This is a genomic window from Brevibacillus gelatini (genome assembly GCF_003710935.1).
In the GTDB taxonomy this organism is placed as follows: Bacteria; Bacillota; Bacilli; order Brevibacillales; family Brevibacillaceae; genus Brevibacillus; species Brevibacillus gelatini.
Genome location: NZ_RHHS01000015.1, coordinates 133,201 through 158,804 on the forward strand (window position 1 = coordinate 133,201; position 25,604 = coordinate 158,804).

Below are 25,604 nucleotides of genomic sequence, written 5' to 3' on the forward strand. Positions count from 1 at the left end.
CCGATAATTCACACAGTCGAGGTGCAAAATGAAAAAGCAGGAAAACATCGCAAAAATTTACCCGCTTACCCCATTGCAAGAGGGGATGTTGTTTCACGCAGTCAAAGACTCAGGCTCAAGCGCCTATTGCCTCCAGATGTCGGCGACCATCCAGGGCGATTTTCACCTGCCTCTTTTTGAACAGAGCCTAAACAAGCTCGTGGAAAACTACGAGGTACTGCGCACGGTGTTTGTGTACCAAAACTTGCAGCGTCCTCGGCAGGTTGTTTTCAAAGAAAGAAAGGTGACTGTTCCTTTCGAGAATATTTCTCATTTGCCAACGAAGGAGCAGGACGAGTACATAAAAGCGTACACGGATCAACACCATACGTTTGATCTGACAAAAGGCAGCCTGATGAAAGCCGCGATTTTTCAAACAGGCGAGAACAAGTACCGATTTGTCTGGGCGTTTCACCACATCGTCGTGGACGGCTGGTCACTCGGCGTATTGCTCCACAAGCTTTTGACCTATTACGCAGCGCTGCGAAAAGGCGAACCGCTTCCACGGGAAGCGACGAAGCCGTACAGCGACTATATCAAATGGCTGGATAAGCAAAACAAGGACGAAGCGCTCACCTACTGGCAGAACTATCTGGCAGGGTACGATCATCAGGCGGATTTTCCAAAACGGAAACATCTGGCCGAAGCCAGCCGCTACGAACACATCGAAAACATGTTCACCATCTCGTCTGAAAAGACCCAGCAGCTCATGCAAATCGCCAATCAACACCAGGCTACGATGAGCAGCGTGTTCCAGGCGCTCTGGGGCATTTTGGCCAGCAAGTACAAAAATACGGAGGACGTCGTTTTCGGCTCGGTCGTATCTGGCCGACCGCCGCAAATCCAGGGAATCGAGAGCATGGTTGGCTTGTTCATCAACACGATTCCCACTCGCGTGCAGACCAACAAGCAGCAAACGTTCAGCGAGCTGCTCCAAGCGGTGCAAAAGCAAGCCTTGGCTTCGGCTGCCTATGATTACGCACCGCTGTACGAGATTCAAAGCACGAACGTACTGAAACAGGAATTGATCGATCATTTGGTCACGTTTGAAAATTACCCGGACAACTCGATGAAGCATCTGGAAGAGGCATTAGGGTTTCAATTCACCGTCGAAAGCGGGGAAGAACAAACTTCCTATGATTTCAACGTGGTCGTGGCTCTCGCTCCGTCGAACGAGCTGTATGTAAAGCTAAGCTATAATGCCGCCGTTTATGAGCCGTCGTTCGTAAACCGGGTGGAAGGCCATCTTCGCACGGTCATCGACCAGGTGATTGACAATCCGCAAGTGAAACTGTCCGAGATCGGCATCATCACCGAAGCGGAAAAGCAGCAATTGCTTGTCAACTACAACGACACCGCTGCCGATTATCCGCGGGACAAAACAATCGTGGAGCTGATCGCAGAGCAAGCGGCGCGGACACCGGGGAAAACAGCAGTTGTTTGCGGCGATGACAGCTTGACCTATCAGGAGCTGATGGAGCGCTCCGCCCAGCTTGCCAGAGCCTTGCAGGCGAGAGGCATTGCCAAAGGCAGCATCGTCTCGATTATGGCCGAGCATTCGCTGGAGCTGGTTGTGGCAATCATGGCTGTCCTGCAGTCGGGGGGCGCCTACTTGCCGATTGATCCGGAGTATCCGCTGGATCGCATCCAGTATTTGCTCGATGACAGCCAGACTACGATTCTTTTAACCCAGTCGCATTTGCAGCAAAACATCCGGTTTTCCGGCAGCATTCTCGATCTGAACGATCCAGCCCTGTACACAGGCGACAGCTCGTACCTCGCTCCGGAATGCCAGCCGGATGATCTGGTCTACATGATCTATACTTCCGGCTCGACTGGCAATCCAAAAGGAGCCATGATTACCCATCAAGGTCTGGTCAACTACATTTGGTGGGCGAACAAGGTGTACGTCCAGGGGGAAGCGGTAGATTTTCCGCTGTACTCTTCCATTTCGTTCGATTTGACAGTCACCTCGATCTTCACGCCGCTTTTGTCTGGCAACACCATCTATGTGTACAAAGGCGCAGACAAGGTGCAGCTCATTTTGGACATCATCAAGGACAACAAAGTCGGCATCATCAAGCTGACGCCAACACACCTGAAGCTGATCGAAGAAATCGACGGAAGAACCAGCAGCATCCGACGGTTTATCGTCGGCGGCGAGAACTTGCCGACGAAGCTGGCGCAGCGCATTTACGACAACTTCGGGCAGGACGTGCGGATTTTCAACGAATACGGACCAACGGAAACGGTTGTCGGCTGCATGATTTATTTGTACGATCCGCAAAAAACGACCCAGGAATCGGTGCCAATCGGGATACCGGCTGACAACGTGCAGATTTACTTGCTCGATGCTTCCATGCAGCCTGTGCCTGTCGGTTCAATTGGCGAAATGTACATTGCCGGAGACGGCGTAGCCAAAGGGTATTTCAACCGACCGGAGCTGACCGCAGAAAAGTTTATCGACAACCCGTTCCGTCCGGGAACCAAGATGTATCGAACAGGCGACCTGGCCAAATGGCTGTCAGACGGAAACATGGAATACGTGGGCAGAATTGACCATCAAGTCAAAATTCGCGGACACCGGATCGAGATGGGCGAAATCGAAACACGCCTGACACAGCATGAATCGGTCAAGGAAGCGGTCGTGATCGCGGAAAAAGAAGAGAGCGGCCAAAATGTGTTGTACGCCTACTTCGTGTCCGAGCAGGAACTGCCTGTGGCGGAACTGAGAGCGTTTTTGGGCAGTACGCTTCCGTCTTACATGATCCCTTCCTACTTTATCCGTCTGGCGGAAATTCCGCTGACAGCAAATGGAAAAGTGGAACGGAAGAAATTGCCGAAGCCGGACGGTGCAATCGTTACAGGAACCGCGTATGTCGCTCCGCAAAATGAAACCGAGGCGAAGCTGGCCGAGATTTGGCAGCAGGTGCTGGGCGTAAGCCGGGTCGGGGTTCACGACAATTTCTTTGACTTGGGCGGACACTCGTTGAAGGCGATGAGCGTCATTTTCCAAATCTCCAAAGCGCTGGAAGTGGACGTACCTGTCAAGGCTCTGTTCGAGCATCCAACCGTATCGGAGCTGGCCGGATTCCTTAAGCAGTCGGAGAAAAGCGAGTACAGCGCGATTAAACCGGTGGACGTGCAGGAGTATTATCCGGTTTCGTCCGCGCAAAAAAGAATGTACATCCTCCAACAGTTCGAAGGAGAGGGAATCGGCTACAACATCTCCGGTGCCATCCTGTTGGAAGGAGAGCTGGATTACGCCCGGTTTGCCAGCGCGATTCAAAAGCTGGCCGAACGACACGAAGCATTGCGCACTTCGTTCCACACCATTGACGGTGAGCCTGTGCAAAAAGTACACGACGAGGTAGAAGTGCCGCTGTTCATGCTGGAGTCCAGCGAGGACCAGGCAGAAAAAATCATGCGCGAGTTTGTCCGACCCTTTGATCTTAGCGTCGCTCCACTCTTGCGAACAGGCTTGGTCAAGCTGGGGAACGAACGCCATTTGTTCCTGCTCGACATGCACCATATCATTGCGGACGGCGTCTCTTCGCAAATTTTGCTGCGTGAATTTGCCGAGCTGTACCAGGGAGCAGAGCTTTCGCCACTTCCGCTCCAGTACAAAGATTTCGCTGTTTGGCAAAATGAAATGTTCCAGACAGAAGCGTACAAAAAGCAGGAACAGCATTGGCTCGGCACGTTTGCCGATGAAATTCCGCTTTTGAACCTGCCGACCGACTATCCACGGCCGAGCCTGCAAAGCTTTGACGGCGATCTCGTCCTTTTTGACACCGGAAAAGAATTGCTGGAGCGGCTGCAGCAAGTAGCACAAGAGACAGGAACCACCTTGTACATGGTCTTGCTTGCCGCTTACAATGTGCTTTTGTCCAAGTACACCGGACAGGAAGACATCATTGTCGGTACCCCTGTCGCTGGACGTTCCCATGCTGATGTAGAGAACATCATGGGGATCTTCGTCAACACTTTGGCACTGCGGAACCAGCCAGTTGGCAGCAAAACGTTTGCGCAATTTTTGCAAGAAGTGAAGCAGAATGCGCTCGCAGCTTACGACCATCAGGACTACCCATTCGAAGAGCTTGTGGAAAAGCTTGCAATCCAGCGCGATATAAGCCGCAACCCGCTGTTTGACACGATGTTTTCTTTGGAAAGCGAGGGTCAGCAGTCGCTTGCGATTGGCGGGCTGAAAGTGTCGCCGTATGAGCTGTTCAACAAAATTTCCAAGTTCGATCTCGCTTTGAATGCGAGTGAATCGCCAGCCAACATTCAGTTCCAGCTCACCTTCGCAACGAAGCTGTTCAAAAAAGAGACTGTCGAGCGAATGGCCGGGCATTACCTGGAAATTTTGCGCGCGATCAGTGAGCAGCCGACAGCCAGACTGGCGGACATCGACATGATGACGGAAACTGAAAAACGTTCCCTTCTCCTGAACGTCAACGATACGTTCGTCGAGCGCTCCGGTGCCATGGCGCTGCATCAACTGGTGGAGGAACAGGCAGCACGCACGCCGGATGAAGCAGCGGTTGTGTACGAGGGACAGGTGCTGACCTATCGCGAGCTGAACGCCCGGGCGAACCAACTGGCTAGCTTGCTGCGCAGTCGCGGCACCAAACCGGATACATTGATTGGGATTATGGTAGACCGTTCGCCGGGCATGGTCGTCGGGATGCTGGCCGTACTCAAGGCCGGTGGTGCATACGTGCCAATCGATCCAAGCTATCCGCAAGAACGGATTCAGTACATGCTCAGCGACAGCCAGGCTCCGATCTTGCTCACGCAGCGTCATCTGCAGGAGATCGCAGCGTATGCAGGGGAGATCATCGATGTGGAAGACGAAGCGATTTACACCGGAGACGACAGCAATCTGGACAGCATCTCCGGCAGCGACGACCTCGCCTACGTGATCTACACCTCGGGATCGACGGGAAATCCGAAAGGCGTCATGATCTCCCATCAGGCGATCTGCAATCACATGCTCTGGATGCGTGAGACGTTCCCGTTGACAACAGCGGATGCCGTCCTGCAAAAAACGCCGTTTAGCTTCGACGCATCTGTCTGGGAGTTTTACTTGCCGCTGATTACAGGCGGACGGCTGGTACTCGCCAAGCCAGACGGACATCGTGACATCGCGTACATGACGCGCACGATTCGCGAACAAAAGATTACGACGTTGCAAATGGTTCCGTCCTTGCTCGACCTGACCATGACCGATCCGGGATGGAGCGCATGCACGAGCTTGCAGCGCGTGTTCTGCGGCGGAGAAGCATTGACGCCTGCACTTGTTTCGCGTTTTTACGCGACCCAACAAGCCCAGCTGATTAACCTGTACGGGCCTACCGAGACAACCATTGATGCGACCTACTGGATGTGCCCGCGCCAGCAGGAATACAGCGTCATTCCGATTGGCAAGCCGATTGACAACATCCGTCTGTACGTCGTCAATGCGAACAACCAGCTTCAGCCGGTTGGCGTTGCAGGGGAGCTGTGCATTGCCGGAGATGGCCTGGCCCGCGGCTACTGGAATCGCGAGGAGCTGACGCAGGCAAGCTTCGTCGATAACCCGTTTGAGCCGGGCGGCAGAATGTACCGCACCGGAGATTTGGTCCGGTATTTGCCCGATGGCCATATCGAGTACCTGGGCCGCATCGACCATCAGGTAAAAATCCGGGGGCACCGCATCGAGCTGGGAGAAATCGAAGCGAGACTGTTGCAGCATGAAGCGATCAAGGCAGCCGTCGTCACGGCCAGCCAGGATGACAAAGGGCAAAACAGCCTGTATGCCTATGTCGTGACAAAGCAGGACGTTCAAGCATCCGATCTGCGAGCATACCTTGGCTCCACGTTGCCAGCGTACATGGTGCCATCCGCTTTTGTTTTCATGGAACAATTGCCGCTTTCGGCAAATGGCAAAGTGGATCGCAAAGCCCTGCCAAAACCGGAGGCAACAGCAACAACCGCTGCCGCATATGTAGCGCCGCGCAACGAGGTAGAAGCAAAGCTCGCAGAGATTTGGGAAAGTGTGCTTGGCATCGAACAGATTGGCGTTTTCGACCATTTCTTTGAGCTTGGTGGACATTCCTTGAAGGCGATGAACGTCATTGCTTTGATCCAGCGCAGCTTCCAGGTGGAAGTGCCGCTGAAAGCGTTGTTTGAATCGCCGACCATCGCGGATTTTGCGCCGCATGTGGCAGCTGCACGTACAGGCAAATACACCGCCATCCAGCCTGTCGAAAAACAGGAGTATTATCCGGTTTCCGCAGCGCAAAAGAGAATGTACATTCTCCAGCAAATGGAAGGGGCAGGCATCAGCTACAACATGCCAGGCTTCATGTATCTCAACGGCAAGCTGGATACAGAGCGGCTGACGCAGGCGCTAAACAGGCTGGTGCAGCGCCACGAATCGTTGCGCACCTCGTTCCACACCGTGCAAGGCGAGACTGTTCAGCGCGTTCACGAAGATGTCGAGCTGTCCATCTCCTTTGCCGAAGCGACAGAGGAAGAGGTCCAGCAAATAGCCGAGCAGTTTATCCAGCCGTTCGATCTGGGCACAGCCCCGCTGATGCGTGCCGGATTAATCAAGCTGGCGCCGGAACGCCACCTGTTCATGCTCGATATGCACCATATTGTCGTAGACGGCGTCTCCATCGGGCTTTTGATCGAGGAATTTGCCCGCTTCTATCAAGGGGATGAGCTGCCAGAGCTGCGCATTCAGTACAAAGATTTTGCCCACTGGCAAAATGAATGGCTCCAGACGGATGAGTTTGCACGGCAGGAAGCCTACTGGGTCAACGCCTTTACGGGAGAAATCCCCGTTCTGAACATGCCGACGGACTATCCAAGACCGTCTGTGAAAAGCTTCGAGGGCGACCGCTTCGTCTTTGACTCCGGTACCGCTTTGCCAACCGCCTTGCATCAGCTCGCACAAGAGACGGGCGCGACGCTCTACATGGTGCTTTTGGCGGCGTACAATGTGCTGCTGGCCAAATACTCCGGCCAGGAAGACATCATCGTCGGAGCACCGACTGCCGGCAGGTCGCATGCCGAAACGGAGCCGATTGTCGGGATGTTTGTCAACACACTGGCTTTGCGCAACAAGCCAGCCGGGGACAAAACCTTCCATGACTTTTTGGCCGAAGTGAAAAACAATACGCTGCAGGCGTTTGAGCATCAAGACTATCCACTCGATGAGCTCGTTGACAAGCTGAACATGCCGCGTGACCTGGGTCGCAATCCTTTGTTTGACACGGTTTTCATTTTGCAAAATATGGAACAAAAGCCGTTTGAAATGGAGCAGTTGACCGTTACTCCTTATTTGGCTGAGGTGAAGCAGGCCAAGTTTGACCTGTCCCTGGAGGCGTACGAAGAAAACGGACAGATCGTCTTTACCCTCGATTATTGCACCAAGCTGTTTGCACGGGAGACGATCGAACAACTGGCGACTCATTTCATCCAGGTCTTGCGGGAAGTTGCAACAAACCCGCACATGAAGCTGTCTGAAATCAACATGCTTTCCGCAGAGGAAAAACAACGCCTGTTGGTTGCGTTCAACGATACGCATAAAGACTTCCCAGAGGACAAAACAATTCATGCGCTATTCGAAGAGCAAGTGGCAAAAACGCCGCAAGCGACTGCTATTGAAATCGGCGATTTGCATTTGTCCTACCAGGAGTTGAATGAGCGGGCCAATCAGCTGGCTGCTACGCTGCGGGAGCGCGGCGTAAAGCCTGACCAGACGGTCGGAATCATGGCAGCCCGTTCATTGGAGATGGTTGTCGGGATCATGGCCATTCTCAAAGCGGGCGGCGCGTATGTGCCAATCGATCCGGAATATCCAGAAGAACGTGTCGCTTACATGCTGGCAGATTGCGAAGCGCATCTGGTGCTTACACAAAAACATCTGGCACACAAGCTCGAGTCCGGCGTGAACGCACAGTGCCTGTACCTGGACGATGAGAGCAACTATTCTGAGCATCGTGCGAATCTGGAGCCCATCCATACCGCCTCCAATCTGGCCTATGTCATCTATACATCGGGAACAACCGGCAAGCCGAAAGGGGTTATGGTTGAGCATCAGAGCATTGTCAACAGCCTGCTATGGAAAAAAGAGGAGCATAGGCTAACTGTCGGCGACAGGAACATGCTGACTCTGTCCTTTGCCTTCGATGCTTTTGTACTGTCATTCTTTTCGTCGGTTATTTCCGGCGGAACGGTCGTACTGGCGACAGACGGGGAAGCCAAGGACCCTGTCGCGATCAAGAAGCGGATCGCCGCTTCGCGTTGCACGATCATGACCTGCGTTCCGAGCTTGTTCCAGGCCATCCTCGAATGCAGCACAAAAGCGGACATCCAGACGCTGCAAGTTGTCACGCTCGGGGGCGAAAAAATAACGCCGCAGCTCATCGCAAAGAGCAAGGAGCTGAATTCCAGCCTGCTTATCGTCAACGAGTACGGTCCGACGGAAAGCAGTGTCGTCGCATCCTACTTGCGCATCCCGGAACTTGATACAGCGATTACCATCGGACGACCGATTGCCAATACCAGCCTGTACATCGTGGACAAATTCCACCAGCTACAGCCAATCGGCGTAGTCGGGGAAATTTGCATCGGCGGCCGCGGTTTGGCACGGGGCTATCGGAACAAGCCTGCGCTTACAGCCGAGAAATTTGTTCCCCATCCATTTGTGCCTGGCGAACGCCTGTACAAAACTGGCGACCTTGGCAGATGGCTCCCGGACGGAACGATTGAGTTCATCGGGCGGATCGACGAACAGGTCAAAGTACGCGGCTATCGGATTGAAATCGGCGAGATCGAGTCGGCGCTGCTCGCTTATGAAAAGCTGACCGCCGCTGTCGTGGTCGTCCATGAAGATGAGTTTGGTCAATCGTCTCTGTGCGCGTATTTCACTGGCGAAGAACAGCTTGATCTCGCCAAGCTGTGGTCGCATATGGCAAAAAGATTGCCGTCGTACATGATTCCGACGTACTTTGTCCAGTTGGAGCAGCTTCCGCTTACACCAAACGGAAAAGTCGACAAAAAAGCATTGCCGAAACCGGAGGGCAAACCTGTAACCGGAGCGGAATACGAAGCGCCTACGAACCCTGTGGAAAGAAAGCTGGTCGAAATCTGGGAGCGCGTGCTCGGTGTGAGCGGCATCGGTATCCTCGACAACTTTTTCCAGATGGGCGGTCATTCCCTGAAAGCGATGAATGTCGCAGCACAAGTGCATCGGGAATACCAGGTGGAGTTGCCGCTGCAGGTGCTCTTTTCCCAGCCGACCATCAAGGAGCTGGCCCAGTATGTTGCAACGAGCGGAAAAGATACGTATGCGCCGATCCAGCCTGCACCACTGCAAGCGTACTATCCGGTTTCCTCTGCACAGAAAAGAATGTACGTCTTGCGGCAGTTCACAGACACAGGCACTGTCTACAACATGCCGAGCGCGTTGTACATCGAAGGCGATCTGGACGTCGAGCGGTTTGAAGCTGCGATCCACAAGCTGATCCAGCGTCACGAATCGCTGCGGACCTCGTTCCATACTGTACAGGCCGAACCTGTGCAGCGCGTACACGAGCACGTCGAACTGAATGTGCGCTACGAGGAATTGACGGAAGACCAGGTGGAGTCTGCCATCGAGTCGTTCGTGCAATCGTTTGATCTGACGCAAGCTCCGCTCTTGCGGGTTGGACTTTTCAAGCTTGCAGAAAAACGCCATCTGTTCCTGATGGATATGCACCACATCATCTCGGACGGTGTGTCGGCCGGGATCATCATGGAAGAATTCTCGAAGCTGTATCGCAACGAGGAGTTGCCTGCGCTTGCCGTACAATACAAAGACTTCGCTGTCTGGCAGTCGGAGCTGTTCCAATCAGATGTTTATGCGAAGCAGGAAGCGTACTGGTTAGACGCGTTTTCCGGCGACATTCCGGTGCTGAACCTGCCAGCCGATTTTTCCCGACCACTGGTGCAAAGCTTTGAAGGGGATTGCGTATCGTTCCAGGCTGACAAATCGCTGCTGGAGGATTTAACCAAACTGGCACAGGAGAACCAATCGACGCTGTTCATGGTTTTGCTCGCTGCATACAACGTGCTGCTTGCCAAATACAGCGGACAGGAAGACATCGTCGTAGGTACGCCGATTGCGGGCAGATCGCACGCTGACGTCGAGAAAGTGTTGGGAATGTTTGTCAATACGCTCGCGTTGCGTAACTATCCAGCCAAAGCGAAACCGTTCCAGGCGTTTTTGGAAGAGGTCAAGCAAAATACGCTGCAGGCATACGCGCATCAGGATTATCCGTTTGAAGCGCTGGTCGAAAAGCTGGAAATCAAGCGCGATCTGAGCCGCAATCCGCTGTTCGACACGATGTTCATTTTGCAAAACCTGGACAAAAAAGCGTATGAGCTGGATGGGCTGAAGCTGGAAGCATACCCTGCACAGGCGGGCAACGCCAAGTTCGATCTTACGCTGGAAGCGACAGAGGACGAAAGCGGCATTCATTTCGCGCTCGTCTACTCCACGAAACTGTTCCGCAGAGAAACCATCGAGAGGATGGCGGGGCATTTCCTGCAAGTGTTGCGGGCCATTACGAAGAACCAGGCAGCAGCCCTGCATGAGATCAGCCTGCTGAGCGAGGAAGAAAGACATCTGGTGACGGTTGCCTTCAACCAGACATTTGTCGAATATCCGCGCGACAGCAACATTGTGGAACTGTTTGAGGAACAGGTTGCAAAAACGCCTGAGCATACGGCTGTCGTGATGGATGGTCGTAGCCTAACGTATCGGGAGCTGAACGAAAAAGCGAACCAGATCGCCCATGTCCTGCGCAAAAACGGCATCGGAAAAGACAGCATCGTAGGATTGCTCGCAGACCGTTCGCTGGAAATGATTGCAGGCATCATGGGGATTCTCAAGGCGGGAGGCGCCTACCTGGGGCTGGATCCGGAACACCCGTCCGAACGCCACTCCTACATGCTCGAAGACGGTGACGTAAAAGTTGTCCTTGTCCAGGAACATTTGCTGCCACTCGTCAGCAAAGACCTGAAAACAATCGTGTTGGACGGAGAGGGTCTGCATCAGGAAGATACAGCAAATCCGGAGCTTATCAACGGCCCGCGCGATCTGGCTTATGTGATGTACACCTCAGGCTCCACAGGCAAGCCAAAAGGAGTCATGGTCGAGCATCGCAACGTCATCCGTCTGGTGAAACATACGAATTACGTGCAAGTACGCGAGACAGACCGGATGATTCAAACGGGCGCGATTGGCTTTGACGCCATGACGTTTGAGATTTTCGGCGCGCTGCTGCACGGTGCCAGCCTGTATTTGGTGAGCAAGGATGTGCTGCTGGATGCCGAGAAGCTGGGCAGCTTCCTGCGGGCGAATCAGATTACGACCATGTGGCTGACCTCGCCGCTCTTTAACCAGCTTTCCCAAGACAATCCGGCGATGTTTGCCAGCTTGCGTGCCTTGATCGTCGGTGGCGAAGCGCTGTCGCCGAAGCACATCAACAAGGTAAGAAACGCGCTACCTGAACTGGAAATCTGGAACGGGTACGGCCCAACGGAAAACACGACTTTCTCGACATGCTATTTGATCGACAAGCATTTCGAAGAGCAGATTCCGATTGGCAAACCGATTGCCAACTCCACGGCGTATATTTTGGATGCCAGCAATCAGCCGCAGCCGATTGGCGTACCGGGAGAATTGTGCGTCGGCGGCGACGGGGTTGCCAGAGGATATTTGAACAAGCCGGACTTGACCGCCGAGAAGTTTGTGCCCAATCCGTTCGTGCCGGGTGAAATGATGTACCGCACCGGAGATTTGGCGAGATGGCTGGCGGATGGAACGATTGAATATTTGGGACGGATTGACCAGCAAGTGAAAATCCGCGGCTACCGGATTGAGCTTGGCGAAATCGAGTCCGTTTTATCCCATCTGGAACATGTAAAAGAGGCCGTCGTTGCCGTGATCCGAGAAGCAAACGGACAAAATGCTCTTTGCGCGTACTTTGTTTCCGAGCAGGAAGTAGACGTTGCCGAACTGAGAGAGGCCGTGTCCAGACAATTACCTGCCTACATGGTCCCTGCCTACTACATGCAGATGGAAAAACTGCCGTTGACCGCAAATGGCAAGGTCGACCGCCGCGCATTGCCGCAACCATCCGGCGAACGGACGACAGGAAACACCTATGTCGCGCCGCAAACCGAAACCGAAGCGAAGCTGGCCCAAATTTGGCAGGACGTTCTGGGGCTGCCGGCGATTGGCATCCACGACAATTTCTTTGAGATTGGCGGACATTCCTTAAAGGCGATGAACGTCATCACACAGGTGCACAAGACCTTCCAGGTGGAGTTGCCGTTAAAAGTGCTGTTTGCGTCTCCGACGATCCAGGAAATGGCCGCTTTTATCGCCAAGAGTGCACACGAGCAGTTCGAGACGATTCAGCCTGTCGAGCCAGCCGAGTATTATCCGGTGTCGTTTGCGCAAAAACGAATGTACATCCTGCATCAGTTTGAAGGAAGCGGAGTCAGCTACAACGTTCCGAACGTGCTGGTGCTGGAAGGCAAGCTGGATTACGGCCGCTTTACCGCTGCCATCCAGACACTCGTCAAGCGACACGAAGCTTTGCGCACTTCGTTCCATTCGGTAAACGGCGAACCGCAGCAACGGGTGCACGCCGATGTCGAGGTGCCAGTCAGCATCATCGAGGCGACAGACGAGCAGGCAGAAGCGCTCATTCAGCAGTTGATCCAGCCATTTGATCTGGAAACTGCGCCGCTATTCAGGGCAAGCCTGATTAAGCTTGGTGAAGAGCGACACTTGTTCTTCATGGATATGCACCACATCATTTCCGATGGTGTATCGCTTGCGGTCATCGTCGAGGAAATCACGAATTTGTATGAAGGCAAACAGCTTGCTGAGCTGCGTATCCAGTACAAAGATTTTGCCGTTTGGCAGGCTGGCATGGCCCAGTCTGAACGCTTCCAGAAGCAGGAAGAATTCTGGGCGCAGACGTTTGCCGGCGAGATTCCGTTGCTGAATCTGCCTACGGACTACCCAAGACCGTCCGTGCAGAGCTTCGACGGTGACATGGTCGCGATGGGCACCGGACATGAACTGCTGGAACAACTGCGCAAGCTTGCTGCCGATACAGGCACGACCTTGTTCATGGTGCTGCTGGCTGCCTACCATGTGCTGCTTTCCAAGTATGCAGGACAGGAAGAGATCGTCATCGGCACACCGATTGCAGGCCGTTCGCACGCAGATGTGGAGCGCATCGTCGGGATGTTTGTCAACACGCTCGCCTTGAAAAACACAGCGTCTGGCAACTTGAGCTTCCGCGCGTTTTTGCAAGACGTAAAGCAAAATGCGCTGAATGCCTTCGAGCATCAGGATTATCCGTTCGAGCAGCTGGTCGAGAAGCTGCAAGTACGGCGCGATCTGAGCAGAAACCCGCTGTTTGATACGATGTTCAGCCTGGGACTCGCCGAATCGGCCGGGGGCGAAATGGCAGGACTTACGCTGTCGCCATATCCGGTGAACGGCAACATCGCGAAATTCGATCTTACGTTGGATGCGATGGAAACACAGAACGAACTGCTGGTTCAATTCAGCTATTGCACGAAGTTGTTTGCCAAAGAAACGATGAACCGTCTGGCAAGCCATTACGTCCACCTCCTGCGGACAATCACCGCCGATCCGGACATCAGGCTGTCCCAGATCAGCGTCTTGCCGGAGCAAGAGAAGGAGCAGATGCTGCACAGCTTCACGGCGACCGCTCGCGCATATCCAACGGACAAAACGTTCCAGGAGCTGTTCGAGGAGCAAGTGGAAAAAACGCCGAACCAGATTGCGGTTCTCGCAGGAAACGAACAGCTGACCTATCAGGAACTGAACGAAAAAGCCAACCAGCTCGCCCGCGTCTTGCGGAAAAAAGGCGTCAAGCCGGAAAGCACCGTCGGCATCCTGGTAGACCGCTCGCCTTACATGGTCGTGGGTATGCTTGCCGTCTTGAAAGCAGGGGGAGCGTACGTTCCGATTGATCCGGACTATCCGCTGGAGCGTCAAGCTTTCATGCTCGAAGACAGCGGGGCGAAATTGCTGCTCACCTTGCCAAACATGAGCGATCAGCTTGCCTTCCCGTACGAAACGCTCTATCTGGATGCGAAGGAGCTTTCCGAGGAGGAAACAGGCAATCTGGAGCATGTCGCTCGTCCGGAGCATGCAGCCTACATCATTTACACATCGGGTACAACCGGAAAGCCAAAAGGCGTCGTGATCGAGCACCACAGCTATGCCAACGTCGCATTTGCCTGGAAAGATGAGTATCATCTGGACAGCTTCCCGGTACGCTTGCTGCAAATGGCAAGCTTTGCCTTCGACGTATCGACTGGCGACTTTGCGCGGGCACTGCTGACTGGTGGACAACTCTTCATTTGCCCGAACGAAGTCAAAATGGACCCAGCTTCGCTGTACGAGATCATCCATCGCTACCAGATCACGATCTTTGAAGCGACTCCGGCGCTGATCGTACCGTTGATGCACTACATTTACGAAAACAAGCTGGACATCAGCCAGATGAAGCTGCTGATTCTCGGTGCGGACAGTTGCCCGGCAGAAGACTTCAAAACGCTGCTGGCTCGCTTCGGTGACAAGATGCGGATCATCAACAGCTACGGCGTAACAGAGGCGTGCATCGATTCCAGCTACTACGAAGAAGCAGACATTAGCGCCATCGGTTCGGGAACCGTGCCAATCGGCAAACCACTTCCGAACATGACGATGTATGTCGTCGATGAGCAATTGAATCTGCAGCCTGTTGGCGTCGTAGGTGAATTGTGCATCGGGGGAGCGGGCGTTGCACGCGGTTATTTGAACAGACCGGATCTTACCGAAGAGAAGTTCGTTGTGAATCCGTTTGCCCCAGGTGAACGCTTGTACCGCACAGGTGATCTGGCGAAGTGGCGTCCGGATGGCAATGTCGAATTCCTCGGCCGCAACGACCACCAGGTAAAAATCAGAGGGGTCCGCATCGAGCTGGGTGAAATCGAGACACAACTGCGCAAGCTGGACGGAATTACAGAAGCAGTCGTGGTTGCACGAGAAGACCACAACCAGGAAAAGTATTTGTGCGCTTATATTGTGGCGGACCGCGAGTTCGACAGCGCGGATTTGCGGGCACATCTGCTGCAGGAACTGCCGCAGACGATGATCCCATCGTATTTTGTCTCCCTGGAGTCAATGCCGTTGACTGCCAATGGCAAAGTAGACAGACGTTCCTTGCCGGCACCGGATGTATCCATGCTCAGAACGACAGAATACGTGGCACCGCGCACTGTATGGGAAGCACGGTTGGCCAGCGTATGGGAGCAGGTGCTCCATGTTCCGCAAGTGGGCGTACTGGACGACTTCTTCGCACTCGGCGGACACTCCCTGCGTGCGATGCGGGTCATTACGAGCATGCACAACGAATATCAGGTCGATATTCCGCTCCGCATTCTGTTCGAAAAACCGACGATCCAGGAATTGGCGGCGTATATCGAAGAGACAGCAAAAGGGAATGTCGTCTCCATCGAACCAGCGCGCGAGCAAGCGTATTACCCGGTTTCCTCGGCGCAAAAACGGATGTATATCCTCAATCAATTTGAGGGAGTCGGCATCAGCTACAACATGCCTTCAACCATGCTGATCGAAGGAAAGCTGGACCGAAACCGTGTGGAAGCAGCGTTCAAGGGTCTGATTGCACGACATGAAAGCCTGCGCACTTCGTTTGCCGTCGTCAACGGAGAGCCGGTGCAAAAGATCCACGCAGACGTGCCTTTTGCAATGGCCTATTTCGAAGTCACAGAAGACGAGGCGCGCCATCTCGTTTCCAGTCTCGTGCAGCCGTTCGATCTGGAAGTCGCACCGCTTATTCGCGTCGCGCTTCTGAAAATCGGCGAAGATCGACACGTACTCTTTACCGATATGCATCACAGCATTTCCGATGGGGTATCATCCGGCATTCTGCTTGCAGATTGGGTGCAGCTCTACCAGGGAGAAGTTTTGCCAAACCTGCGCATCCAGTACAAAGACTTCGCTGTCTGGCAGCAGGCGTTCTCGCAATCGGCTGCCTTCCAGCAGCAGGAAGCGTATTGGCTCCAGACGTTTGCCGACGATATTCCAGTGCTGAACCTGCCGACCGATTTCACCCGTCCAAGCATCCAGAGCTTTGCCGGGGATCACTACAATATCGGCGCGGGCAAATCGCTCACGGAGGGCTTGAACCAGCTGGCGCAGGAGACAGGAACGACCCTGTACATGGTTCTGCTTGCAGCGTACAACGTGCTGCTGGCCAAGTACACCGGGCAGGAGGACATCATCGTCGGTACGCCGATTACAGGCAGATCGCATGCCGATCTGGAACCGATTGTCGGCATGTTTGTAAACACCCTGGCGATGCGGAACAAGCCTGCGCGTGAAAAGACCTTTGTCGAGTTTTTGCAGGAAGTCAAACAAAATGCGCTGGATGCATACAGCCACCAGGATTACCCGTTTGAAGAGCTGGTCGAAAAACTGGCGATCCCGCGCGACTTGAGCAGAAATCCGCTGTTTGACACCGTGTTTACGTTCCAGAACGGCACAGAAGAAACGATCGTGCTGCCAGATTGCACCCTTGTGCCGTACATGACCGAAGAAACAGGCAAACACGCCAAGTTCGACTTGACGTTGGTTGCCACAGAAGAAAAAGACGAGATTACGCTCGGAGTGGAGTACAGCACAAGCCTGTTTGCGCGAGAAACGATTGAACGGCTTGGCCGCCACCTTTTGGCGATTGCCAGCATCATCGTGCAAAATCCGCACATCCGCCTGGGTGAGATCGACATGCTCTCCCTTGAGGAAAGACAGCAGATTTTACACGAGTTCAACGATACGGCCGTCAACTACGCGCTGGATAAAACGCTGCACCAGCTTTTCGAGGAACAGGTCGGCAAAACGCCGGATCAAGCAGCGCTGTACTTCGACGGACAGACACTCACGTACCGCGAGCTGAACGCAAGAGCGAACCAACTGGCAAACGTTCTGCGCACAAAAGGAGTCGGGCCAGATCGACTTGTCGCCATCATGGCGGAGCGTTCCCCAGAAATGGTCATCGGAATTCTCGGCATTATGAAGGCAGGCGGAGCCTATGTACCAGTCGATCCAGCCTATCCGCAGGATCGGATCCAGTATTTGCTCGAAGACAGCGGGGCATCCCTCTTGCTCAGTCAGGCACATCTGATGCCGCTGCTGAGCAGCTTGTCAGACAAACTGCCGGAGTGCCTTGATCTGAACGCCACATGGGATGCGAAGCTCGACAGATCCAATCTGCCTGTGGTCAATCAACCGAGCGACCTTGCCTATGTCATCTATACATCCGGTACGACCGGGAAGCCGAAGGGTGTCATGATCCCGCATCAAGGTATCGTCAACTGCATGCAGTGGCGCAGGGATGAATACGGCTTTAGACCAGGGGACAAGGCGCTGCAAGTATTCTCCTTCGCCTTCGACGGTTTTGTGGCCAGCCTGTTCGCACCGCTGCTCGGTGGGGCCACATGCGTACTGCCGCGAGAGGAAGAAGCGAAAGATCCGGTGGCGCTGAAAAAGCTGATGGCTACAACGGCTGTCACTCATTACTATGGCGTGCCGAGTCTGTTCCAGGCGATTGTGGATTGCTCGACGCCAACAGACTTCGCTCACCTGCGCTGCGCCACACTGGGAGGCGAAAAGCTGCCGGAGCAGCTTGTCCGCAAGACAAAAGAAAAACATCCATCCGTCGAGATCAACAATGAGTACGGTCCGACGGAAAACAGTGTCGTGACGACCATCTCCCGTTCGATTGAACCGGGGCAAACGATCACGATTGGCCGACCGCTAGCAAACGTCCAAGTTTACATCGTGGATGAGGGTCACAACCTGCAGCCGGTTGGCGTAGTCGGAGAGCTGTGCATCGGCGGAGCCGGGCTTGCCAGAGGCTATCTGAACAGACCTGATCTGACTGCTGAGAAGTTCGTCGAAAATCCGTTCCAGCCAGGCGAAAGCATGTACAAAACAGGCGATCTGGTGAAATGGCGCACAGATGGCACGATCGAATACGTCGGCCGGGCAGACGAACAAGTCAAGGTAAGAGGATACCGCATCGAGATCGGGGAGATCGAGAGTGCCGTACTGGCATACAAAGGCATTGAGCAAGCGGTTGTTGTGGCCCGCGAAGATGACGCCGCTTCTGGCCCATACCTTTGCGCCTATTTTGTCCCGGCAGCAGAAGTGTCTGTAGCGGACCTGCGTAGCCATTTGGCGAAAGAACTGCCCGCCTACATGGTTCCAAGCTATTTCGTCAAACTGGCGCAACTGCCGCTCTCTGCCAATGGAAAAGTGGACCGCAAAGCATTGCCGAAGCCGCAACCGTCCGATGCGACCACACGCGAGTACGTCGCACCGAGAAATGCGACCGAGCAGCAACTCGTATCCATTTGGCAAGAAGTATTGGGAATGGAGCCAATCGGGATTACCGACCATTTCTTTGAACTGGGCGGCCATTCCTTAAAAGCGACGCTTTTGATCGCCAAAGTGTATGAGTACATGCAGGTCGAGCTGCCGCTGAACCTTATCTTCCAGCATCCTACGGTAGAAAAGGTAGCTGACTTTATCACGCACAAGCGCTTTGAGAGTCAGTACGGCAAAGCCATTTTGCTGAATGAAAAGACAGAAAGAAACGTATTCTGCTTCACACCAATCGGTGCGCAAAGCGTCTACTACCAAAAGCTTGCTGCGGAAATTCAAGGCATTTCCCTGTACAGCTTCGACTTTATCCAGGACGACAACCGGATGGAGCAGTATATCGAGGCGATTACCGCAATCGATCCGAACGGCCCGTACACGCTGATGGGCTACTCCTCGGGCGGAAACCTTGCCTTCGAAGTAGCGAAAGAACTGGAACAGCGCGGTTATGCCGTAACCGACATCATCCTGTTCGACTCGTACTGGAAAGACAAGGTAATCGAGCGGACCGTCGCGGAAACCGAGAACGACATTGCCCGGTTGTTCGCCGAGATTGGGGAAAACACCGAGATGTTCAACATGACCCGGGAAGATTTCGAGCTGTACGCGGCCAATGAGTTCGTCAAACAAAGCTTCGTTCGCAAAACGGTCGGCTATGTGATGTACCATAACCAACTGGTCAACACAGGAACGACCAATGCCGCCATCCACCTCATCAAATCGGAGCTGGAAGCCGAAGAGGACGCTGCGGCGGCAGCCGAATGGAACGAGTCGGCATGGGCGACCGCAACAAAACGACTGCTGACATACGACGGCTACGGAATCCACTCGCACATGCTGTCCGGTCCATACGTGTCGCAAAATGCTTCGATCTTCCGCAACATCCTGCAAGAGCTGTTCATCGCGAAGTAAAACGGCAACTGCATGAGGATTCCCCCTTGGGAAAAAGCGACCCCGGGGGGAATCCATCCCTAACATCCATGGAGAGGAGCCGCACATGATTTTTACGAAGCAAGATTCCCACACAAGAAGCAACTCCGTGTTTGGCTGGGTGCTGTCGTTTGTAAAGCCTTACCGAATTTGGGTATTCATTTGCATCCTTGCTTCGGTACTCGTAGCGGTGGCAGACATCTGGATGGGGGTACTGATTCAAAGCATGGTTGAATACACCAGCGACTTCGACAAGCTGGTCAGGATCGCCCTCATCATTTTGTGTCTCACCATCGTCGGATTTTTCTCGAAATATTTCATTACGTACTCGGCAGCCAGATTCAGCGCAAGAGCAATGCGGGATTTGAAAAACAAAATGGCGGCACATCTCGAACAAGTCCCCATGTCCACCATGGATAAATACCACTCGGGCGATCTCGTTTCTCGTCTGACGAGTGATGCGCAAATTTTGCAGAGCTTTTTGCAGCAGCATTTTTACCAGTTGTTTTATTTGCCAGTCGTTTTCGTTGGAGCACTGGCCCTGCTGCTGTCGATCAACTGGAAGCTCATCCTGTTCAGTGTCGCGATCCTGCCCGTTGCGATTGCCGTCACAGGGGCGATGAGCAGACCGTTGCAAACGTACGCCGCGCGCATGCAGGATCATTTGGGACAAGCCAACGCCATTGCCCAGGACACGTTGTCCGGGATTCACATGGTAAAAGCGTTCCGACTGGAAGACGTGATGTACCGCAAATACGAAGCAGGCATGCAACAAGTGCTGAAAAACGGGATACTGGCCGAGAAAAAACGAGCTTTCATGACCGCTCCCGGAATTTTGCTGTTTTCTGCTCCCATTCTGTTTTTTGTCGCCTACGGCGGCTACTTGATCCAGACAGGGGAACTGACCTTGGGCAGCCTGGTCATTTTCAGCTATTTGCTTCACTTTATTATCGAGCCGTTGTCACTTGCCCCCGTACTGTTTGCCCAGGTCCAGGAAACTTCCGGGGCAGCCAAGCGTCTGCAGGAAATATGTTTGCAGCCTGTGGAGCAAAACGATCTGCCTGCGATTTCTGTTGATCCAAAAGCGGTTCCGGTACAGTTTGAAAACGTCACGTTTGCCTACGACCAGACGAAGATCCTGGACGCCATAAGCTTTGCCCTGCCCAAAAACAAAACCGTTGCGTTGGTCGGAGCAAGCGGCAGCGGAAAAAGCACCATCCTGAAATTGTTGTGCGGGTTTTACCAGATCGAACCAGGCGAGGGGTGCATCAAAGTGTTCGGGCATTCTCTGGATCACTGGAACCTGGCAGCGCTGCGCAGCCATCTGTCATTGGTATCGCAGGATACGACGCTTTTTCCGGTATCGATTGCCGAAAATATCTCCTACGGTCGCCTTGACGCCACGCGCGACGAGATTATTGCCGCAGCCAAAGCGGCCAATGCGCATGATTTCATCATGGAGCTTCCCGAAGGCTATGAAACAAGAGTGGGGGAACGAGGCTCCCGGCTGTCTGGCGGACAAAAACAGCGCATTGCCATCGCCAGGGCGATTTTGAAGGATGCCCCGATTTTGTTGCTCGATGAACCGACATCCGCCCTCGATACCGAATCGGAAGCACTCGTGCAGGAAGCGCTGGAAAATGTGATGCGCGACCGCACGGTGCTGGTTATTGCCCATCGGCTTTCCACGATTAAGGACGCGGATGAAGTGCTTGTCCTGGAGCAAGGACAAATCGTCGAAAGAGGCACACACTTCGACTTGCTCGCCAAAGGCGGCGTGTACACCCGCCTGTATCAAAAACAGTTTGCCACAGAGGAGCAAGGTGTGCTGGCAGCAGAGGGGGTATAGCGATGTTCATCCAGAAGTTGATGCAGGAGCTTTCGCAACTGCTGTCGCTGATGAAAGCAAAAAAGCGAGCGTATTTTTTGGGGTTGTTGGGCGATGGAATCGGGCAGGCTTCTGTTTTGATCGCCTTGCCGTTCGTTTTTAAAGACCTGACGGATTTTGCAAACACAAAAGACCCGGCTTTGCTCACACGAGCGATTGTGACCATGGCTGCGATGTTCCTTCTGTTCAGCCTTCTGTCACCCTTTTTCAGCTATATGTACCGTCGATGCGTCCGCGAAGTGATTGCCAACATTCGGCTGCTCGTCTTTCAGCGTCTGAGTCGTTTGCCTTTTGCCTACTACGAACAGCACCATTCGGGCGATACGATGTCGCGGCTCGGCAACGACGTCCAGCTGATGGAGCGGGCTTATGCCGAACAACTGAAAACGTTGTGCATCATTTTGCTGTCCCTGATCGGCTCAATCGCCGGGATGTTTGCTTTGGACTGGAAAATTGCCATCGTCCTGCTTTTCGTGAGCACACTGACCTTGTATGTGAATACGCAGTTTGCCAAGTCCGTGCGGCGGATTGGCGATCAGTTGCAGCAGCAGCTGGGGGTGGGGACCGAACGACTGAGCGATTTTTTGTCGGGCCTGCCCGTAATCAAAATGTTTCACTTACAGAAGGTTGTGACGGCACGCTACACAGAAGCCAATGAGGAAGTAACCGCCTCTGCCATCAAGCAGGGCCATAGGCATGCGCTGCTGGAAGGGACCAACTTTTTCATCCAGTTTGTAAGCTTCGGGGGCATGCTCGTATTAGGAATCATGCTGGTCGCCAAACAAGTGATCGGGCTCGGCGTACTCGTCGCCCTGGTGCAGCAGCAAATGCTGGTGACGCTGGCCTTCTTGCAGCTTGGTCAGGTTATCACGACGCTGCAAGGATCGCTTGCAGGCGCCTCGCGCATTGTCGGGTTCCTGCAGGAGCCGCTTGAACCAAACCAGTACCAGCTGGACTCCACTGAGAGTCGGGAAGACGACAGCATGCTGAAAATGGAGCAGGTCGTCTTTGGCTACACCGCCGATTCAAACGTGCTCGACGAAGTGTCGCTGCAAGTCGGCCGAGGCCAAATGGCGGCGCTGGTAGGGACGAGTGGCGGCGGAAAAAGCACGGTCATGAAGCTGCTGCTCGGCTATTACCCGCCTGCTCACGGTTCCATTTCCTTGCAAGGAAAGCCGCTCGGACAGTATTCGATTGCTGAGCTGAGAAGCCTGATCGCCTACGTGCCCCAGGATGCCTTTTTGTTCGAGGGAACGATTGAAGAAAATATCCGCTACGGTTGTCTGGATGCGACGGATGAAGATGTTGTGAGGGCGAGCAAGGCAGCTTACGCGCACGATTTCATCATGGAGCTGCCGGACGGCTATCAGACGCGGACGGGTGAGCGAGGGGCGAAGCTGTCAGGAGGACAGCGGCAACGTATTGCGATTGCCAGAGCAATTTTGAAAAATGCACCGATTCTGTTGCTCGATGAAGCGACCTCTGCGCTCGATGCGGAGTCGGAATTTTGGGTGCAGCGGGCGTTGACTGCGCTCATGCGGGAAAAAACGGTTCTGGTCATCGCCCATCGTCTGTCGACTGTCGAACATGCAGACATGATTTACGTCTTGCACGAAGGAAAAGTCAGGGAACAGGGACGACATGCCGAATTGCTGGCCAAAAACGGCCTGTACGCCAGCATGTATGAAGTGCAGCAGAAAAAGGACAGACCTGCTCTCGAACTGGCAAAAAGCAGCGCGGGCCTTGCCTGACCGTGTTTTGCCTCTATCCATCAAAAACGATTGGGGGAAAAAGATGAAGCTGTTTTGCTTTCCATACGCGGGCGGACTTCCAGGCATCTATTACAGTTGGAAGTCGCGATTTCCGCCGACCTTTTTGGACATATACCCATTCGAGGTGCGCCCACGCGCGCTGCAGCAGAATGAGGCGGTGCCCCTCCCCAGCAGCTTTTATGAGCTGCTGGAGGATGTATACAGCAGGATCACGCCCGAACTGGACGGATCGCCATTTGCCTTCTTTGGCCACAGCATGGGCGGTCTGGTCGCATTTGAACTGACGCGAAAGCTGATGCAGAAGGGCGAACCGTTGCCGCAGCATTTGTTTTTGTCCGCTTCCCGTGTACCGCATGCGTATCACAAGCTGGCAAAGACGTACCATCTGCCGCATGACGAATTTGTCGAAGAATTGCGCAGGCTTGGCGGCACTCCTGACGATGTGCTGGACAATCCGGAACTATTGGATCTGTTTTTGCCCATCCTGCGCGCCGATTTTCAAGCCGTGCAGACGTACGAAATGGACCAGAGCCTGCCTCGCCAGATACCTGTGAACATGTCTGTGCTGTACGGAACGAAAGATTCCATCGCGCTCGAGGACATTTTGGCGTGGCGCGACTACTGCAAGGGCGCGTGCAAGTTTTACCCGGTGACTGGCGGTCATTTCTTCATTCATCATCAGATCGAACCGATTCTCCAAATCATTTCGCATGTTTTGCAAGCAGAAACGGTGGTGCCAATCCATGCCCCTTACTAGCTAAGGGGTATGGCACAATAAATCCTATCTTGAAAAGGTTGGTGTTACGATGAAGAAACAAAAATCTTTGTCCCGCATGCTGGCAGCCGTCACGCTGACGACGGCACTGATCTCCCCCAATGTCGCAAGCGCGGCAGCTCCTGCTCCGGTGCTGCATGACGACAACCCGAATGGCAACTTCGGCGACTGGTACACGGGGGCTGTCCCGCCCAATTCCTCCAACAAGCCGGTGATTCTCTTCGTCCAAGGCTTGCACTCCAACTACAAAACCTGGTACACGACAGACGGATTTTATGATGCAGCCTATAACGCCGGGTATCGCACCGCTTTCGTCCAACTGAAAGACGCCGATGGTACCGGCGGCAACATGTGGACAAACGGAGCCAAGCTCGCCGAAGTCATCAAAAAGGTAGCGAAGCATTACGGCGTCTCCAAAATCAACATCATTGCGCATTCCAAAGGCGGCATTGATACGCAAACCGCGCTTGTCCACTACGGCGCCTATCCGTATGTCAACGTCGTTCATCAACTGTCTACCCCGAATAAAGGTTCAGAATTGGCAGACTTGGCATACAGCAATTGGGCAGGGTGGCTCGCCGATATTCTCGGGAAAAAAGACGATGCCGTGTACTCCTTGCAAACATCCTACATGGCCAATTTCCGTTCCCAGACCGACCACCGCAGCGAAAATGGCTACACGACTACCTACATGTCTGCCGGAACAGGCGACGATGGCATGTTTAGCGCAACCTGGTTCGCCCATGCGGTTCTTCCCGGTGAAGACGACGGCGCTGTTTCCGTAGATTCTGCTTTTGGCTTGCCATACGGGATCAGAAGCTTTACGAAAAACATTTCCCACGGACAAATGGCAAAAGCCTCCCAAACGTGGAATCTGGTCGAGCCTAAGTTGAAAAAAGCAACCGCGGCACTTCGGGAGCAGCCGAACCAGGTAAGAAAAGACAAGGAAAAAGCTTCTACTACGGAAGAAAGCTCCTTCATTTTGCGCGGCGGCGAAGTAGAGGACAGGGTATCGGAAACGTTCTTCCTGGAGAGCGGCATTGACAAACTGAATCTTGACACGATGACGTCGTCGAAAGATACAAAAGTGACATTAATCAGCCCGTCCGGCAAAGAATACGAGGCAGACTTGAGCAAAAAGAACAGAGCAGAGGACGAGCCCCCGATTTTCATGGACGCCGTGCATCATTTCATTCAAGTCGACGAGCCTGAAGCGGGCGAGTGGACGCTTGAAGTAGAGGGAGAAGACGATGCCTTCTTCATGGTTGCCCAGATTGAAGGGGGCGAACAGGCGAAGGTAAAGGCCAACAAAAAGGTATTCCAGCAGGGCGACAAGGCGAAAATTTCCGTCGAGCTGGGAAATAGCGAGATTGATGCTTCCATGCTGCAAAAAGCAAATGTAACGCGCTCGCTCAACGGCAAAAAGGCCAGTGTGCTCGATCAGGTGAAGTTTTCCATCAAAGGCGATGAGCTGACTGGCAATTTTGCCGTCCCCACCAAGCCAGGAGTGTACAATCTTTCTTTTGACGTGACAGGCATCAATGAAGACGGCGAGCCATTTACGCGCTCGGTCAACTACAACTTTGCCGTAACCGATGAGGATGGAGAATTGGAGAAATAAGCGACGATAAACGATGGACGACCCTTTTTGCGGGGTCGTTT

The 25,604-nt window shown here is 53.7% G+C and carries 5 protein-coding genes; all 5 read left to right on the forward strand.

Annotation, left to right across the window (positions count from 1 at the left end; genetic code table 11):
* Nucleotides 1–28: 28 nt before the first annotated feature.
* The 5 genes from EDM57_RS05735 to EDM57_RS05755 all read left to right on the forward strand — a co-directional run bounded on the left by EDM57_RS05735 (nucleotide 29) and on the right by EDM57_RS05755 (nucleotide 25,563).
* Nucleotides 29–19,489 carry a non-ribosomal peptide synthase/polyketide synthase gene (locus EDM57_RS05735; RefSeq protein ID WP_122903815.1) on the forward strand — a complete coding sequence of 6,487 codons (19,461 nt, stop codon included), beginning with the start codon at nucleotides 29–31 and terminating at the stop codon, nucleotides 19,487–19,489.
* An 85-nt stretch (nucleotides 19,490–19,574) separates the two neighbouring features.
* The gene (locus tag EDM57_RS05740) at nucleotides 19,575–21,356 is read left to right on the forward strand and encodes an ABC transporter ATP-binding protein (protein WP_122903816.1); all 1,782 of its coding nucleotides are present in this window, start codon (nucleotides 19,575–19,577) and stop codon (nucleotides 21,354–21,356) included.
* A 2-nt stretch (nucleotides 21,357–21,358) separates the two neighbouring features.
* Nucleotides 21,359–23,146, forward strand: coding sequence for an ABC transporter ATP-binding protein (locus EDM57_RS05745; protein WP_122903817.1), 1,788 nt, complete (start codon nucleotides 21,359–21,361; stop codon nucleotides 23,144–23,146).
* Between the two features lie 43 nt (nucleotides 23,147–23,189).
* Entirely contained in the window at nucleotides 23,190–23,924 is a 735-nt protein-coding gene (locus EDM57_RS05750) for a thioesterase II family protein (protein ID WP_122903818.1), read from the forward strand.
* Between the two features lie 49 nt (nucleotides 23,925–23,973).
* On the forward strand, nucleotides 23,974–25,563 hold the full coding sequence (locus tag EDM57_RS05755) for an alpha/beta hydrolase (RefSeq protein WP_122903819.1): 1,590 nt from the start codon (nucleotides 23,974–23,976) through the stop codon (nucleotides 25,561–25,563).
* Nucleotides 25,564–25,604 lie beyond the last annotated feature (41 nt).

Bases quoted from the DNA above. Each gene is read 5' to 3' on its own strand.
- EDM57_RS05735 (WP_122903815.1), top strand. From the start codon at position 29: ATGAAAAAGCAGGAAAACATCGCAAAAATTTACCCGCTTACCCCATTG.
- EDM57_RS05740 (WP_122903816.1), top strand. From the start codon at position 19,575: ATGATTTTTACGAAGCAAGATTCCCACACAAGAAGCAACTCCGTGTTT.
- EDM57_RS05745 (WP_122903817.1), top strand. From the start codon at position 21,359: ATGTTCATCCAGAAGTTGATGCAGGAGCTTTCGCAACTGCTGTCGCTG.
- EDM57_RS05750 (WP_122903818.1), top strand. From the start codon at position 23,190: ATGAAGCTGTTTTGCTTTCCATACGCGGGCGGACTTCCAGGCATCTAT.
- EDM57_RS05755 (WP_122903819.1), top strand. From the start codon at position 23,974: ATGAAGAAACAAAAATCTTTGTCCCGCATGCTGGCAGCCGTCACGCTG.